Consider the following 16,312-nt stretch of genomic DNA (forward strand, 5'->3'; position numbering starts at 1 on the left):
TGCCACAGGCTGGTGGAACCTGCGGTGTAGAAAAGCATCGGGAGACCGAATCGGCTCAAAGGCGGGAAGTTTATTTCAAAGCCGTCTAAGCCACTATGATTTCTGACAGTGGCCGAGAACGCCCTATTCATTACCCTAGAAGGCAAGGACGTTACTTCAACTCATCCCCTTGAGGGGGTTCTCATGGACACCAACCTTCCACACCACTCAATGAAAAACCTTCTGTTACGGCTAAGCCTGCTGCTGATGTTTATCGTCGGTACAGGGCTGCTGATCACGCCTGGCCGTGCAGAAGCTATCAATCTGGCCGAATGCACAGGCACCCACACGGCAGAGTGGTCGCCTGGCCTGACCAACACGTCACAAACCATCAATGTTTCGACGAACAGCAACTGGACCGTCTGTGTACTTCCATTAGGCGTCAGCGCAGCATCTGCGCAGAGCTTTCAGGCGACCTTTTCCTGCCAGTCGTTTTTTCTGAAAACACCCACTATCACATGGGTCATCAACTGGAGCGATGGAACCACCAGCACCTACGCATTCACCGCACAGATAGAAAACTCCGGCAACTTGAATACTACGATCATCGGAGATGGCACGATCACCGACGGGCGTTACAAGGGGGCCAAAGCTCAAACCCTTTTCACGCTTGTGAACCTTAAGTCCATCTTGAACAACGACTGCAACCAGCCTTCGGGCGTTACCAAGGTGAGCGGTATTTCAAAACTGGTCATTTCACCTTTATAAGTGAACCCATGCACAAGAAGGTTGTGTGGCCGATCCCGCACAACCTTCCCTGCATCACTTCCCCGCCTTAAAGCACCACGCTGGGCAACCACAGCGAAATGGCAGGAATGTAGGTCACCATCATCAGCACCATGAACAACGCCAGATAGAACGGCAGCAGTGCCTTGACGGTGGCTTCGATGGAGACTTTGCCCACCGCCGCCCCGACGAACAGCACCGCGCCCACCGGCGGTGTAATCAGGCCGATTCCCAGATTGACCAGCATGATCATGCCGAAGTGAACCGGATCGACGCCGATGCCGGTAATCACGGGCAGCAGGATCGGAGTCAGAATCAGGATCAACGGTGCCATGTCCATCACCGTACCCAGCAACAGCAGCATGACGTTGATGCACATCAGGATCACGTAACGGTTATCCGACAAGGTCAGGAAGGCCGTGGTGATCTTCATGGGGATTTCCATCAGCGTCAGGATGTAACCGAAGCTGGCGGCAAAACCGATCAGGATCATGACGATGGAAATGGTCCGCACCGCCCGGTGCATCAGCTTGGGCAGGTCGCGCCACTTGTAGTCGCGGTAGATGAACATGGTGACGAAGAACGACCAGACCACGGCAACAGCCGCCGACTCGGTCGCAGTGAATATCCCGGTGAGGATCCCGCCCAGGATGATGACCATGGCCATCAGGCCCCAGAGCGCATCGGCAGCAATTTTAAGTGCCTGGCGCAGTGGAATGACTTCGCCCTTGGGGTAATTGCGTTTGCGCGCAAAGATCATGCACAGCACCATCAATACCGCGCTGAGCAGCAAGCCAGGCATGATCCCGGCCATGAACAGCGAAGCAATGGACACCGTGCCGCCAGCCGCCAGCGAATACAGCACCGAGTTATGGCTGGGCGGTGTCAGCAAGGCTTGCACCGAACCACTGACCGTCACGGCGGTGGAGAAGTCCCGCGGGTAGCCTTTGCGCTCCATTTCCGGAATCAGCACCGAACCGACCGAGGCGGTGTCAGCCACTGAGGAGCCCGAGATGGCGCCAAAGAAAGTCGAGGCGACGATGTTCACCAGCGACAGACCACCCCGCACGAAACCGACCAGTACACCGGCAAACGCGACCAGTCGTCGGGACATTCCGCCTTCGGCCATGATTGCACCAGCCAGCACGAAGAACGGAATCGCCAGCAGCGAAAACTTGTTCACGCCGCCTGCCACCTGAATCATCAGTGCATCGAAAGGAATCTCGATCCACCAGGCTCCAATAAGCGCCGAAAGGCCCAGTGCATAAGCGACCGGCATGCCCAGGAGAATCAGCGCGATGAAGCTTCCCAGCAATATAAAAGCGTCCATTCATGCAGCCTCTTCGCTTTCTTCCAACAGATCGAAGCGCACGGCACGGCGGTGGCTTTGATCGCCCAGAAACAGTTTTTCCAGCACGAAGATCAGGGTCAGAATTCCGCCAATGGGAATCGGCAGGTAGGAAATCCCCACGCGCAGGAAAGGCATATCACCGAGAAATTGATTCCAGGTCGTCGCGCAGAGCTTGAACCCCTTGGTGGTCATGAACACACACACCACCGCCATGAGGATTTGCACCAGGACCGCAGCGGCCTTGCGCAGTTGCGGCGACATGCGTTCAGTCGCCATCGCTACCGCCATGTGCGCACCGGCACGGTAACTGGCGGCTGCGCCGAAGAAGGTGAACACCACCATCAGCAGGATCGCGGTGGGCTCCGGCCAACTGGAACCACTGCCCAGTACGTAACGGGCGAAAATGCCCCAGGGGATGATCAGGCTCATCGTCAGCACCGACAGACCGGCAATTGCGATGCAGATCCGGTAAAGCACGTCGTTAATGCGCAGTAGCGTATTTTTCATTGGGCTCACCACAGCAGCAAGCGGGCTTTCGCCCGCTGCGCGGCATTATCGAATGGGCTTAGTTGGCGCCGACCTTGGGTGCGTCTGACTTGACGGCTTCGATACGGCTGATCAGGTCTTTGTACGGCGCACCATATTTGTCGCGTACAGGTTGCGTGGCATCGTAGAAAGCCTTCTTCTGCTCAGGCGTGAGAGTGATGAACTCCACACCGCTCGCCTTGAGTTTTGCCTCGGCTTCGGACGACTTCTTGTCCCACAGCACACGCTCTTCCATCTGGGCTTCACGGGCCAGTTTTTTCACCAGCGCCTGCTGATCGGGGTTGAGCTTTTCCCAGGTCGCCTTGGAGATCACCACAGGCTCGGGCAGGATCAGGTGCTCGGTCAGGGTGTAGAACTTGGCGTTCTGATAATGGTTGTGCTCCAGCAAGGTTGGCGGATTGTTCTCAGCGCCGTCGATTACGCCGGTCTGCAAGGCACTGAAGATTTCGCCCGTGGCCATGGCAATACCGTTGCCGCCCATGCCATTGATGGTGTCGATGAATACCGGATTGCCTTGCACCCGGATCTTCATGCCCTTGAGGTCGGAGATCTGACGCACCGGCTTCTTGGTGTACAGGTTGCGAGTACCGCCATCCATCCAGGCCAGGGCCACCAGGTTGAAGTTCGAGTTGGTGATCTTGTCGAGGATTTCCTGACCGATTTCACCGTCGATGATGGCGCGCATGTGTTCATGGTCGCGGAAGACAAACGGCAGGTTGAACACGTTGACGTCCGGTACCACCGGGCCAACGATGCCCAGGCTGACCCTGGCCATTTGTATGGCATTGGCCTGAACCTGCTCGATCACTTCTTTCTCCGAACCCAGCACGCCGCCGGCGAACATCTTGAAGCTGATATCGCCGTTGCTTTGTTCCTGAAGTTTCTTGCCCATGTTCTGTTCGGCCACCACGGGCGGGTAACCGGAAGGATGTACTTCGGCGAATTTGATCTTTATCTCCGCCAGGGCGGCGTTCGAGAAACAGAAAGCCAACGGTAATACGGTGAGGAGGAGCTTGCGTTTGAAATCCATGGAGTTCTCCGATTTTGTTGTTTTTGGTCGGTGCTACGGGGATTTTCAGTGTCAGCAGATCAGCCTTGGAATATCGGCTCCTCAAGTCCCGTAACGCCGGGCCTGAAGGCAAAGACGCCGCCAGCCAGAGGTTGGTCGCTGAGGTCGCCGCCAGGACGAATGGAAGTGATGAACAGGGTATCCAGCCCTGAACCGCCGAAGGCGCACATGGTTGGTTTTTTCACCGGCACGGTCACGGAGCGGTCGAGCTTGCCCTGCGGCGTGAACCGGTGGATCAGACCGGCATCGTTGGCGCAGATCCAGTAACAGCCATCGCTATCGACTGCCGCACCATCGGGGCGGCCCGGATAGTCGTTCATGTCCACAAACAGACGGCGGTCGTAGGGCGTGCCGCTGTCCGTGTCGTAATCGAACGTCCAGATTTTCTGCACGTTGGGGTGAGAGTCGGACAGGTACATCGTTTTACCGTCAGGGCTGAACCCTAGACCATTGGGAACGATATAGCCCTGCAATTGCGAATTCAGTTGCTGTTGCCCCGCGCTGTAGCGATACAAAGCCCCGGCAGACACGCCAGCGGCCATATCGAGCAGCATGGTGCCCGCCCAGAAACGGCCCTGACGGTCGCAGCGACCATCGTTGAAGCGCATGCCCGGCTGGCCATGCTCAACGCCTGCCAACAGGGTACTGGTCAGGTTCTCGCCTTCACCGGGCTGCAAGTGAAACAGGCCACTTTCCATCCCGGCGATCCAGCCGCCCTTGCTGTGGGCTGCAATGCAGGCCAGCATTTGCGGGGCTTTCCAGCTTTGGGTGAGGTTATCGGCAGCATTCCAGCGGTACAGGCGTCCGGCTGGAATGTCGACCCAGTAAAGCGCTTGCTCGCGAACACTCCAGACCGGGCTTTCACCCGTAGCGTTGCGGGCATCGAAGATCAGTTCAGCATCCATGGCGGTTCAGATCTCTATAGATAGTTACTCGTCGCCGAAAGGCCCTGCCGCAACAAAGGCGCCGCCCTGATAGACCATGGCCGGATCGTCGGCCGCCGGCATCGGCTGCGCCTCGACCTTGGCACGAAAGACTTCGGAGCTGTCCTTGGGGGAATATTCCAGATGGCTGGCCAGCCGGTTGTCCCACCACACGGTCTTGTTGTCCGACATCCCGTACACCACGGTATGCCCGACATTCGGCGTATACAGGGCGCGCTCCAGGAGTTGGGTCAGGTCGTCATAGCTGAGCCAGGTGCTCATCATCCGACGGTTTTGCGGTTCATCGAACGAAGAGCCGATGCGGATACTCACAGTTTCAATGCCGTAGCGATCGAAGTAGAAACTGGCCATGTCTTCGCCATAGGACTTGGACAGGCCGTAGTAACCGTCCGGGCGACGAGGGGCATGGGCATCGATGACCTGGTCTTGTTTGTAAAAACCGATGACATGGTTGGAGCTGGCGAAGATCACCCGTTTTACGCCATGGCGACGGGCGGCTTCGTAGATATGAAACACGCCGGCGATATTGGCGCCGAGGATTTCCTCGAAAGGACGTTCGACTGAAACGCCACCGAAATGCAGGATCGCATCGACGCCTTCCACCAGTTGGTGTACGGCCTGTTTGTCGGAGAGATCACATCTCTGGATTTCTTCACTACTATCAATGGCAGGTGCCAGCTCTGCGATATCCGAGAGTCGGAGCGTTTTCGCATAAGGGCGCAGGGTCTTGCGCAGCACCTTGCCCAGGCCTCCTGCCGCACCTGTAAGCAGGAGGCGATTGAAGGGATTTTGAGTGTGACGAGCTATGGTCATGAGAAATTCCTTGTTTGTTATTGTTATATGTTGTCGTACAACGTGAACGAGTATTTACACCAGAGGACGCTTTGTCAACGCATCGGCAACCAATAGCCGGACCGATGGAGGACGCAAATCAGTCAATTCATGTCAGAACCAGTGACTCCGCTGCATCACTCATGCACAGGCCTGTAATGAACACTTTCCAGCATCTCGATACCAACGTTGTCGGACGCGATTTTGCAGTCGGCGATATCCACGGACACTTCGCACGTCTGCAGGGGGTTCTTGATGAGATCGGTTTCGATACGGTCGTCGACCGTCTGTTCTGCGTGGGCAACCTGATTGATCGCGGCCCGCAAAGTTACTTGTCTATCGAATGGCTGGACAAGCCATGGTTCTTTGCCGTCCAGGGCAGCCACGAAGCATTGGCCATCGAGCATGTGGAAGGCGAGATGCTGGACTATCACAAGTATGTCGCCAATGGCGCGAGCTGGTTTCTGGAACTGTCCGATGAAAACCAGCTGCGTTTCGCCGAGCGTTTCGCCCAAATGCCCCTCGCGCTGGAAGTCGACACCCTGAACGGCCTGATAGGAATGGTGCATGCCTGTTGCCCGCTTCCCACCTGGGATCTGCTGCGTTCGGTCCTGCGCGAAGAACTTCCAGGGCTGTTGCAACTGCGCAGATCATGTCAGTGGTCGCATCTGCGCTCGGGAGGCGAGAGCGGCATCCCTGACCTGCGAGCACTGATCGTGGGGCACACCCTGGTGCCGAAAGCCGAAATCATGGGCAATGTCTTTCATATCGACACCGGTGGATGGCAGACCGATAGCATCGGTCACTTCACCATCATGGATCTCGATACGTTCTACATGCATAGCGGGAAATAAAGCAGCGCCCCCGATATTTCTCATGAAGACTTAGTGCAAACAGGAAGTTCATGTTTCACCCATGAAACAACAAGACGGTGTTTATTGATTAAACAATAAAAATATTAACCACCCATCGCCTAAAAAGGCCCGACACCCAAGGGCCTGCCACACTGCTTTTGCAGCAGTAAACGGCCACCCGCTCCCCAGGCCCTGAAAATGATCGACGATCCTGCAAAAGGACGCTCAAGTCATATTCATGGTAGTTCGCGTGTAAATGAAGGTTTGACGCCTCCCGCAACACTGAATGCTTCTGAAGCGATTTCAGAGGCGGTAGCCATCTTTGAAGAAAGCTCAGGACCACCGATATCCGGCACGGCGGGTGAAGAAACCCGTGAGCCACAGCAACAGGATCGTCCACAGGTTGCCATTCTGCTGTGTACTTTCAATGGCCAGCGCTTTTTGCCCCAACAACTGGAGTCCATAAAGAACCAGTGCAGGCCATCCTGGTTCATTGCTTTATCGGATGATGGTTCCAGCGATAACACGCTGGATATAGCGAGCCATTATCAAGCCTTGTGGGGTAAAGAAAAGATCAATGTGTGGCGCGGTCCAGGCCGAGGGTTCGCACGAAACTTCATGTCCATTACCCGCAACACTCCGCAAGCCGACTTTTATGCCTGGTGTGATCAGGACGATATCTGGGACGAAAACAAGTTGCAGGTGGCCGTCAGCTGGCTGCAAAGCGTGCCCCACGACGAACCGGCGATTTATCTGGGTCGCACCGAACTGATCAGCGAACAAGGCGAAGTACTTGGCTACTCGCCGCTGTTCACAAGGCCGCCGTCCTTCGCCAATGCTCTGGTGCAGAACATCGGCGGCGGCAACACCATGGTGTTCAACCATGCAGCCCGCTGCCTGATTCAGGATGCATCCGAACATCTGGCGTTATTGTCGCTGGATATCGTGTCCCATGACTGGTGGGCCTATCTGTTGGTCACAGGAGTAGGCGGGCACGTGCGCTACGACCCCAAGCCCTACGTTCGCTATCGCCAGCATGACGGTAATCTGGTGGGTTCCAACACGGGCTGGAGAGCCCGGATAGTACGTATTCGCCTGCTGCTGAAAGGGCGTTTCCGGGACTGGAACACCACCAATATTGCTGCGCTGGAAGCGGTCATCCTGTATCTGCCCAACGATAGCCGCGACTTGCTGGAACAACTCAAGGCGTTGCGTTCTCCCTCTCTTGCCGTACGCCTGGCAAGTCTCAGACGTACCGATCTTTACCGCCAGACAAGGCTGGGCAATCTGGGATTGCTGATGGCGGTCCTCATTAATGTGATGTGAATTGTCTCTTCGCGAATGAATTCCGGTTTACAGGAGCGAATTCATTCGCGAAAGAGCGCAATGGAGCCCGAATGCTCAACCCCCATCTGGTCCCCGCAGCAAGTCCTGTGGCACTCGTTCGCAGCCTCTGGCATCACCGCCAGCTCATTCTCACGATGACGCGGCGCGATGTGATTGGTCGTTACCGCGGCTCGGTCATGGGCATTGCATGGTCTTTTTTTAACCCCGTGCTCATGTTGGCGGTATACACCTTCGTATTCTCCGAAATATTCCAGGCACGCTGGACAGGTCAGGAAACAGGCAAGGGAACCTTTGCCATTCTGTTGTTCGTGGGAATGATTGTTCATGGTTTGTTTGCCGAGTGTGCCAACCGATCCACCTCGCTGATTATTTCCAACAACAACTATGTAAAGAAGGTGCTGTTCCCGCTGGAAATCCTGCCCGTGGTGACATTGGGCTCAGCAATCTTTCATACGCTGATCAGCCTGGTCGTCCTGTTGCTCGCGCAACTCCTCCTCACTCATACGCTGTACGCAACAGCCATTACCTTTCCGCTGGTCCTGCTGCCGTTGTTGATTGCGACGCTGGGGTTCAGTTGGCTCTTGGCTGCGCTGGGCGTTTACCTGAGGGATGTGGGGCAATTCATTGGCGTGCTGACCACCGTTCTGCTGTTCCTGTCCCCCGTGCTTTATCCGGTGGCGGCCTTGCCGGAGGCTTATCAACCCTGGCTGAAGCTCAACCCGCTGACCTACATCATCGAAGAAAGCCGCAATGTCCTGCTGTTCGGGCTCTGGCCGCAGTGGGACAGCCTTGCGCTGGCGATGCTGATCGGCTTCGGCTTCGCGGCGCTGGGCTTCGGGTTCTTTCAGAAAACTCGAAAAGGGTTTGCCGATGTCCTCTGATGAAATAGCCATCAGCGTACGCGATGTCTCCAAGTGTTTTTACACCTACGACAAGCCTGTGGACCGCTTGCTGCACTCGCTGATCCCAAGGATGCAGTCCATGCTGGGCCTGCCTGCCAGGACCTATGGCCGCGAGTTCTGGGCGCTGCGCAATATCGACTTTGAAGTCGCAAGAGGCGAAACGGTCGCCGTGGTCGGGCGCAACGGCTCTGGAAAATCGACCCTGTTGCAGATCATCTGCGGCACCTTGATTCCCACGGGCGGGGCAGTCGAAACACAGGGTCGGGTTGCAGCCCTGCTGGAACTGGGCTCCGGTTTCAATCCCGAGTTCACAGGCCGGGAAAACGTCTACCTGAACGCCTCGGTACTGGGCCTGGCGCGCGAAGAAGTCGATCAGCGCTTCAGTGCCATTGCCGACTTTGCCGACATCGGCGACTTCATGGATCAACAGGTCAAGACCTACTCCAGCGGGATGGCCGTACGCCTGGCGTTTGCGGTCCAGGCCCAGGTCGATCCACAGGTGTTGATTGTCGATGAAGCGCTGTCGGTCGGGGATGCGAAATTTCAGGCCAAATGCTTCGAGCGGCTACGGCAACTGAAGCAGAACGGTACCAGCATTCTGTTGGTCACCCATGCCAGCGAACAGGTCGTGACCCACTGCAACCGGGCGATCCTGCTCGACCGGGGCCATGTGGAAATGATCGGAGCATCACGCCCGGTCATCAACCGCTACATGGACCTGCTGTTCGGCCGCGACAGGCGCGTCGAGCAAGCTGCGCAGAAACAACAGGTTCCAGTCAATGACCGCAAGAGCGAACACGGGCCGCTCTTGCACTTCGATCACGACGCCTACAGCTCACGCACAGGCTTCAACCAGCATGAATATCGCTGGGGCGATGGTGCCGCCAGCCTTCAGGATTTTCACCTTGCGGCAAACGGCCTTGAGTTCCCTACCAGCATCGGGCCGGGCGACGAGGTCGTGCTGTACCTGGCCATCTGTTTCAACCACACGATCAGCAACCCCGTGCTGGGCTTCACAATAAAGACCAAGGAAGGAGTCACCGTCTATGGCACCAACTCTTACCTGCTGGGCAGCGCTTCCAGCCAGGACATATACAGCGCCGGATCACGGCTCAAGGCCTGTATGAAATTCACAAACCGACTGGCCAGTGGCGACTACTTCATCTCGATAGGCATCGCCTCCCGTGAAGGGGAAGACATCATTCCCCATGACCGCCGCTATGACTCCATTCACTTTGTTGTCGCTGCGACCACCACGCTGTTCGGCCTGGTCGATCTTGCCGTTACGATGGATTTCGACCAGGTAAACCACCCATGATCGAGCTTGAGAAAAGCGGTTACCGCCAGGACACAGACACCGGAGTATGGGCACGGCCCGATTATCAGGGGCTTGCTTACAATGACGGTGACGAAAGCGAAGAGCGCCTGGCACAGATCATACGAGACGCACAGGATTTGTCCGTGTTGTCCGGCGAGTTGGGCAGGCATTGCACGGACTGGGCATCGCTGTACCACCTGGGCCGTGCGCGTGGAAACATCCTGCGCCCTTTTGAACACATTCTGTCAGGCCAGATACTGGAAATAGGTGCTGGTTGCGGCGCCATCAGCCGATACCTGGGGGAGTGCGGCGCCAGCGTGCTGAGCCTGGAAGGCAGTGCGCGCCGGGCCAGGATAGCCGCGAGCCGCACACGGGATCTGAACAACGTCACAATCGTTGCCGAGCGCTTCGACCAGTTCAATCCACCGACTCGTTTCGATGTCATTACTCTGATCGGAGTCCTGGAATACGCCAGCATGTTCGGTCAGGAAACCGATGCAGCCCTGAGCATGCTCAAGCGAGTCAAAAGCTTGCTGAAACCCGATGGAGTGCTGCTGCTCGCCATTGAAAACCAGTTGGGCCTCAAGTACTTCGCCGGCGCACCGGAAGATCATCTCAATAGCCCGATGTACGGGATTGAAGGACGCTACCGCGACCACGACCCCGAGACGTTCGGCCGCAAGCGCTTGATGGCGTTGCTTGAGGAAGCAGGCTTCAGCCGCTCGGAGTTCCTGTTTCCGATGCCCGATTACAAACTGCCCAACTCCATCGTCACCCAGCGCGGCTTTGAACTGGACAGTTTCGATGCAGCAGCCCTGGCCTGGCAGAACGCCAGAAAAGACCCTCAACTGCCCGGCGCGCCCTTGTTCAATCTGGAGCGGGCATGGCCGGTGGTGGTCAGCAATGGCCTGGGCATGGAACTGGCCAACTCCTTTCTGATCGCGGCCTCATCCTTGCAGTCCAGTGTTGTGCCACCCGACATGCTGGCGGGTCATTACAACGTCAGCAGGAAACCTGGCTACTGCAAGCAAACGCTATTCATTGAAACCGATAGCGGCATCGAGGTTCGGCATGAGTCCTTGCGAGCAGAAACGGCAACGGGTGAAAAAAGCGCTTATCGACATGTGCTTTCGCACGTCGACAGGTACCGACGCGGGCAGGCATTGAGTCAGCAATTCCTCAATATCGCCAGCGCGCCCGACTGGACCCTCAAAGACTTCGGGGCGTTCATCTCGCTTTATATGGCAGTACTCGAAACGTTGCTTGAAGAGCAAGGCCATTCAAGGCACTCGAACACCCTTGATGCACAACTGCCAGGGCTGTTTATCGATGCCGTGCCTCACAATATTCTGCTCGACTCACAAGGCCGCCCGGCCCTGATCGATATCGAATGGGATGTTCAGGAGGGCGTACAGCTCGGGCATTTACTGATCCGCGCCCTATTGCTGCTGATTGCCAGCGCCCAGCCGTTCTGCCCCGGCGTCATGCCGCTGACCCGCCGTCAGTTCATCATTCACAGCCTGCGCCATGCGGGCCTGGAAATGACCCTGCCGGAGCTGGAAGCCTTCATCGAAAAGGAGGCGCAGTTCCAGGCATTCGTCAGCGGTATCAATGCCAGCTACTTCCTGAACTGGGAGCCCGAGCAGATCATCAATTCACGGGCAGCTCCCGTTGAATCCAAAGTCCTGGCCAAGCTGTATTACAGCGACGAGGCTGGCAACTTCAAAGAAGATTACGCGCTGAGCATTGAAGTCCTGCCCGGTCATCAACAGTTGCAGTTTCCCCTGCAAAACCTCAAGGCACGCCCCAAAAGACTCAGGCTCGACCCTGTAGACCGTCATATTTCCTTCTCTGTGGATAACTTGCGCATCCTCACGCCACGGGCCGAAATCTGGACCTGGGATGGCGAGGTTGCGTCCCTGCCGTCGGTGTCGGGCCTGATGGAAGTCGAGAGGTCCGGCTTGTCCGTGCTGTTTGTCTGCCTCGACGATGACCCTTACCTGGAACTGCCGGTAGACCTGTCGCAACTGAACGACCTGCATTCAATCGTCTTGAGGCTGGACCTGGTGCTGTACACCGACGAAGTGATCGCCCGGCGCATCAACCAGAATCGCAACTGGGCCAACCAGAATGAGTCTTCGCTACGAACCGCCGTTGAGCCGCTGCATGAACAGATGCAGACGCTGGCCCTGCGCATCAATGAGCTGGAAAGCACCACTTACCTGATCCAGCAGAATGTCGTCGACGGCAAACAACATACAGCCCAGACCGTAGAGCGCCTGCTCAATGATCACGCACACCTGACCAATGGCCGTGAGGCACTTATAGCCAGCCTGGAAAGTGCTCTGCTCAATCAGCAGATTGAAAAGGACACCCACATCCACGCTCTGAACCTGCGCATCCGCGAACTGGAAGGTTCCTATAGCCGCAGGCTGGCAACTCCGCTGCGCCACTCAGCCATCGCGGTGCATCGCCTGGCGCATATCTCGAAGCGCCTGCCGTCACTTGTTCGCCGGGGAGGCGGTTTAAAGAAAACCGCCAGACGGGCTGCCAATGTATTGCAGGAGCATGGCGTGCGGGGGTTACTGGCGCGGATGCGCTGGTTCCTGAGTGAACCGGGCGCGGAACCTGAAAAGGTCGAGATCGAACAGGCGCCAGACCGGCATGACTATGCAGCCTGGATCAGGCAGTACGACACACTCGATGACGATGATCGCCAGGAAATCGCCCGACACATCAGCACCTGGGAAAATCCGCCGCTGATTTCGGTCATTATGCCGGTCTTCGATCCTCCTCTGGACCTGCTGCGCGAAGCCCTCGATAGCGTAAGAAACCAGTTATATCCCCACTGGGAGCTGTGCATCGCCGATGATGCTTCCAGCAATCCCGCGGTGCAGGAGTTTCTGAAGCAGGCCGAGCAACAGAGCCCGAAGATCAACGTCATATTCCGCAGTGCGAACGGGCATATTTCAGAGGCCAGCAATTCGGCCCTCGATATCGCGCAGGGGCAATACATCGCCCTGATGGACAATGACGACCTGCTTCCCGAACACGCGCTGTATTGGGTGGCACGCAAGATCATCGAACACCCGGACGCCGGCCTCATTTATTCGGACGAAGACAAGATTGACCGACAGGGGCACCGCAGCGCGCCTTACTTCAAACCCGACTGGAACGAGTTTCTGTTTCGCTCGCAGAACATGCTGTCCCACCTGGGGGTCTATCGGCGCGATCTAGTCGAGCAGGTGGGTCGATTCCGGGTGAGCTTCGAGGGTTCGCAGGATTACGACCTGGCCTTGCGGTGTAGCGAAAAACTGTCCCGCGAGCAGATCATTCATATCAGTCGTGTGCTGTACCACTGGCGAATTCACGCCGGAAGCACCGCCATGGCTGCCGATGAAAAACCCTATGCAGTCCGTGCCGGCGTGAAAGCCCTCGATGAACATCTGGAACGTACCGGGCACAAAGGCTGGACAGAGTTGCTGCCCATGGGCATGTACCGTGTCCATTATCAACTGCCGCTGCACAAACCTCTGGTCAGCCTGATCATTCCAACCCGCAACGCAGGAGCACTGCTCAAACAATGCATCGATAGTATTCAGAACCTGACCACCTACAGCCCGTATGAAATCGTCGTGGTCGATAACGGCTCCGACGATCTCGAATCTCTGGCTTATTTTGAGCAGATCAGCGAACAACCGAACATGACGGTGCTCAGGGATGACGGCCCTTTCAACTATTCAGCCCTGAACAACAAGGCCGTCAAAATGGCTCGCGGCGAGCTGGTCGGTTTGATCAATAACGATATTGAAGTCATCACCCCCGAGTGGCTGGATGAAATGGTCGCACTGGCCATACAGCCGGAAGTCGGTGCCGTCGGCGCGCGCCTGTGGTTCCCTGATAACCGGCTGCAGCATGGCGGCGTCATTCTCGGTATTGGCGGTATAGCCAACCACTCGCATAAATTCCTGCCCAAGGGCGAATACGGTTATTTCGGGCGGGCGGTATTGATTCAGGAGTTCTCGGCCGTGACCGCAGCCTGCCTGGTTATCCGCAAATCCATATTTGAACAAGTCAACGGACTCAATGACGTGAATCTGAAAGTTGCCTTTAACGACGTCGATTTCTGCCTGCGGGTCAAAGAGGCCGGATACGTCAACGTATGGACACCTTTTGCCGAGTTATACCACCATGAATCGGCAACCCGTGGCTTTGAAGACTCACAGGAAAAACAGGAACGGTTCACCCAGGAAGTCGATTACATGATGACTCGCTGGCCAAATATAAAAATCGATTATGCCTACAACCCGAACCTGACACTGGAGCAAGTAGACTTCGGTCTGGCCTGGCCTTCACGTGTCGAGAAATGATGGGGGTCAGGGCAGTGGTTTGACAAGAAACCACGCCCAGCCTTTTTCAGCACGCTCCATTGATAACGAGGCGTTCTGACTCAACAAGGCACTCTCACTCTCAGGTGCCATGACTCGGCCCGCGCCAGTACGGTTGAAGTCCAGATGCTGCAGATTGACCAGCACCCTGACCACATCGGGAAACGGCACCGTTATCTGTAAATCCTCGACAGCAGGCTGGCCCAGAAAAATGAGGTGTTGATAGCGGTTATAAAGATTCACATCTCTCCCGGAGGGGTCCAGCCGCCTCCATACGGTGGTCTGGGGGTAATAAAAGACGCCATTGACCACTTGATTGCCAGAGGCCAATAAAAACATCGCCGGGATCTGTGAATTGAGCGTGAGAGTCGGAGCCTTCGTCTGCTGACTTTTCAGATAAAGAGGTGCAATGGAAAGGGGATTGAAGCTCAGTGTAATCGCCAGGGTCAGGCCCAGATTCAAACCCAGAAATGCATAGGGTTGCCCGCTCAAAAGAAAGTAGCTGCACGCCATGACCATGAGCATCAGACCGATGAAGATTGGCGCATTCGTGCCCGATAGCAGTGGCTCATCGAACTGGCGAACAGCCGCATAAACCAGAGCAGCCCACACCAATACGATGCCGCCTATCGCGATGTGATTGATCCCGCGTACTGAAAAGCTCTTGCGCACGGGGCGGATCATCAGGTGAGTCAGTATCAGGCAGGCCAGCGCCAAAGCAAGATCGGATCTTTTTGAAGGCACGTACGACAATAGCGAATAGCTGGAGAACGTGTGCCCTACGCCGATCAACATGTAGAACAAGATAAAACCGGTCATGGTCGCCACCGCAATTTCCAGGGCCGTCAGCACACGTTGCTTGGCACGCAGGATAAAAAGCGCTGCCAATGGCAGGAAAAAGTAGTGGAAAGAGGCCATCTCGCTCTGGTTGATAGGCCTGGACTCGGCATATTGCAGGGTCGTGATATTGGTGTAGCCCTTGAGCAGGAAACGCCAGGCCGTATCACCTCCTGCCTCGACATTTCTGTGGCCGGGGTAGACGGTGTGCATCATGGCTTCGATGGCCTCGCGAGCGCTCAGCCACCAACTACCCAAAAGAAAGCCTGCCACTAGCAATGCCAGAACCAGTGCCAACACGGACTCAAGGGTAATCGTCTTGTACAGCCGGTCGCGTATCGTGACTCCCACGGCCAGAGCAATGAACACATAGCCCACCGCTACCTGCCAGGGTGGATACAGCACCAGAACAAACCCGGCGATGGCCACACCCGCCAGCATGCCCAATGGCACCAGCGCCCAAAGCTTTCGAGGCTGCATAATTTTGAGCAGGCACAGGAAAGCGACACAGGGGAAAAAAACCGCATACGCAGGCCAGAACGACCACGCCACCACGTACGGCGCAGAAACGAACAGCAGACTGAATAAAAAGCTCTGCCTCCAGCGGCCGGGAGCGAGAGCATGCAGCACATGAGCAAGCGCCAGAAAGCAGCCAAACGCCGGAAACCACCAGTACCAGGCCAGCGCTCTTTTCAGATCAAAGACAAAGAATCCCCAGGTAGCCGGCTTGGCAAGCAATGAAAGATGGGCAACCGGCAGGCCTGTCATCCCCGCGACCAGCATGTTCTGGCCATCGAGCCCGAGATTGTGATTGACCACCGGATATCGGGGAACATGGTGATGCTGAGCAATGGCCATGGGGGTCAGTACCAGCCACTCATCACTTCGTATCGCTTGCTCATGCCCCCAGAGGAGCGTCATGTTCGCATCGATGAAAGGCGACTGCTGCAACCCCTTGTTCAGGGAAGAGCCTGTCAAACCCAGTATCGTGAACAGCATGAATACGATCAGGACACAGCCACTGAAAAGTGTGGGCTCGCGCAGATCGGTTTTCAGCCAGACCTTGACGCTGCGTCTGAGCCAGTCGGCCTTGATGAAACAGATCATCAGCCCCAACAAGGCAGCCACAACAATGAACTTGATCGCGACAACTTCCATCG

12 protein-coding genes are annotated in these 16,312 nt (G+C 56.4%); 6 read left to right on the top strand and 6 right to left on the bottom strand.

The genetic code is table 11. From position 1 onward, the window contains the following. Positions 1-183: 183 nt before the first annotated feature. A complete protein-coding gene (locus Q6A51_RS03710) occupies positions 184-747 on the top strand; it encodes a hypothetical protein (RefSeq protein ID WP_304574157.1) in 564 nt (187 codons plus the stop codon). A gap of 67 nt (positions 748-814) precedes the next feature. Here Q6A51_RS03710 and Q6A51_RS03715 read toward each other — a convergent pair whose 3' ends face one another. From Q6A51_RS03715 to Q6A51_RS03735, 5 genes are read right to left on the bottom strand one after another with little or no spacing between them, the layout of a single operon-like run. Further along, positions 815-2,095: a TRAP transporter large permease gene (locus Q6A51_RS03715; RefSeq protein ID WP_201001015.1), complete on the bottom strand. Its 1,281-nt coding sequence runs from the start codon at positions 2,093-2,095 to the stop codon at positions 815-817. Then, positions 2,096-2,623 carry a TRAP transporter small permease gene (locus Q6A51_RS03720; RefSeq protein WP_201019486.1) on the bottom strand — a complete coding sequence of 176 codons (528 nt, stop codon included), beginning with the start codon at positions 2,621-2,623 and terminating at the stop codon, positions 2,096-2,098. It abuts the gene before it with no gap. Positions 2,624-2,681: 58 nt separating this feature from the next. After that, positions 2,682-3,692 carry a TRAP transporter substrate-binding protein gene (locus tag Q6A51_RS03725; RefSeq protein WP_201019487.1) on the bottom strand — a complete coding sequence of 337 codons (1,011 nt, stop codon included), beginning with the start codon at positions 3,690-3,692 and terminating at the stop codon, positions 2,682-2,684. A 59-nt stretch (positions 3,693-3,751) separates the two neighbouring features. Next, a complete protein-coding gene (locus tag Q6A51_RS03730) occupies positions 3,752-4,636 on the bottom strand; it encodes a glucurono-1,5-lactonase (protein WP_201019488.1) in 885 nt (294 codons plus the stop codon). Between the two features lie 24 nt (positions 4,637-4,660). Next, complete coding sequence (locus tag Q6A51_RS03735) at positions 4,661-5,488, bottom strand: NAD-dependent epimerase/dehydratase family protein (protein WP_201001009.1); 828 nt, start codon at positions 5,486-5,488, stop codon at positions 4,661-4,663. Between the two features lie 176 nt (positions 5,489-5,664). On the opposite strand from Q6A51_RS03735, the gene Q6A51_RS03740 reads away from it, so the two are divergent. The 5 genes from Q6A51_RS03740 (at position 5,665) to Q6A51_RS03760 (ending at position 14,297) form a co-directional block, all read left to right on the top strand. Then, positions 5,665-6,360, top strand: coding sequence for a metallophosphoesterase (locus Q6A51_RS03740; protein WP_304574158.1), 696 nt, complete (start codon positions 5,665-5,667; stop codon positions 6,358-6,360). A 198-nt stretch (positions 6,361-6,558) separates the two neighbouring features. Continuing rightward, a complete protein-coding gene (locus Q6A51_RS03745) occupies positions 6,559-7,686 on the top strand; it encodes a glycosyltransferase family 2 protein (RefSeq protein ID WP_201019490.1) in 1,128 nt (375 codons plus the stop codon). A gap of 71 nt (positions 7,687-7,757) precedes the next feature. Then, the gene (locus Q6A51_RS03750; RefSeq protein ID WP_201001003.1) at positions 7,758-8,588 is read left to right on the top strand and encodes an ABC transporter permease; all 831 of its coding nucleotides are present in this window, start codon (positions 7,758-7,760) and stop codon (positions 8,586-8,588) included. Beyond that, positions 8,578-9,927, top strand: coding sequence for an ABC transporter ATP-binding protein (locus tag Q6A51_RS03755; RefSeq protein ID WP_304574159.1), 1,350 nt, complete (start codon positions 8,578-8,580; stop codon positions 9,925-9,927). The genes Q6A51_RS03750 and Q6A51_RS03755 overlap by 11 nt, the downstream gene beginning before the upstream one ends. Continuing rightward, positions 9,924-14,297 carry a glycosyltransferase gene (locus tag Q6A51_RS03760; RefSeq protein ID WP_304574160.1) on the top strand — a complete coding sequence of 1,458 codons (4,374 nt, stop codon included), beginning with the start codon at positions 9,924-9,926 and terminating at the stop codon, positions 14,295-14,297. Before Q6A51_RS03755 ends, Q6A51_RS03760 begins: the two co-directional genes overlap by 4 nt. Positions 14,298-14,303: 6 nt before the next feature. Here the strand turns inward: Q6A51_RS03760 and Q6A51_RS03765 are convergent, their stop codons facing one another. Beyond that, positions 14,304-16,310, bottom strand: a complete 2,007-nt coding sequence (locus Q6A51_RS03765; protein WP_304574161.1) for a DUF7657 domain-containing protein — start codon at positions 16,308-16,310, stop codon at positions 14,304-14,306. Positions 16,311-16,312 lie beyond the last annotated feature (2 nt).

This window comes from Pseudomonas serbiensis, from assembly GCF_030580745.1.
GTDB classification, from domain to species: Bacteria; Pseudomonadota; Gammaproteobacteria; order Pseudomonadales; family Pseudomonadaceae; genus Aquipseudomonas; species Aquipseudomonas serbiensis.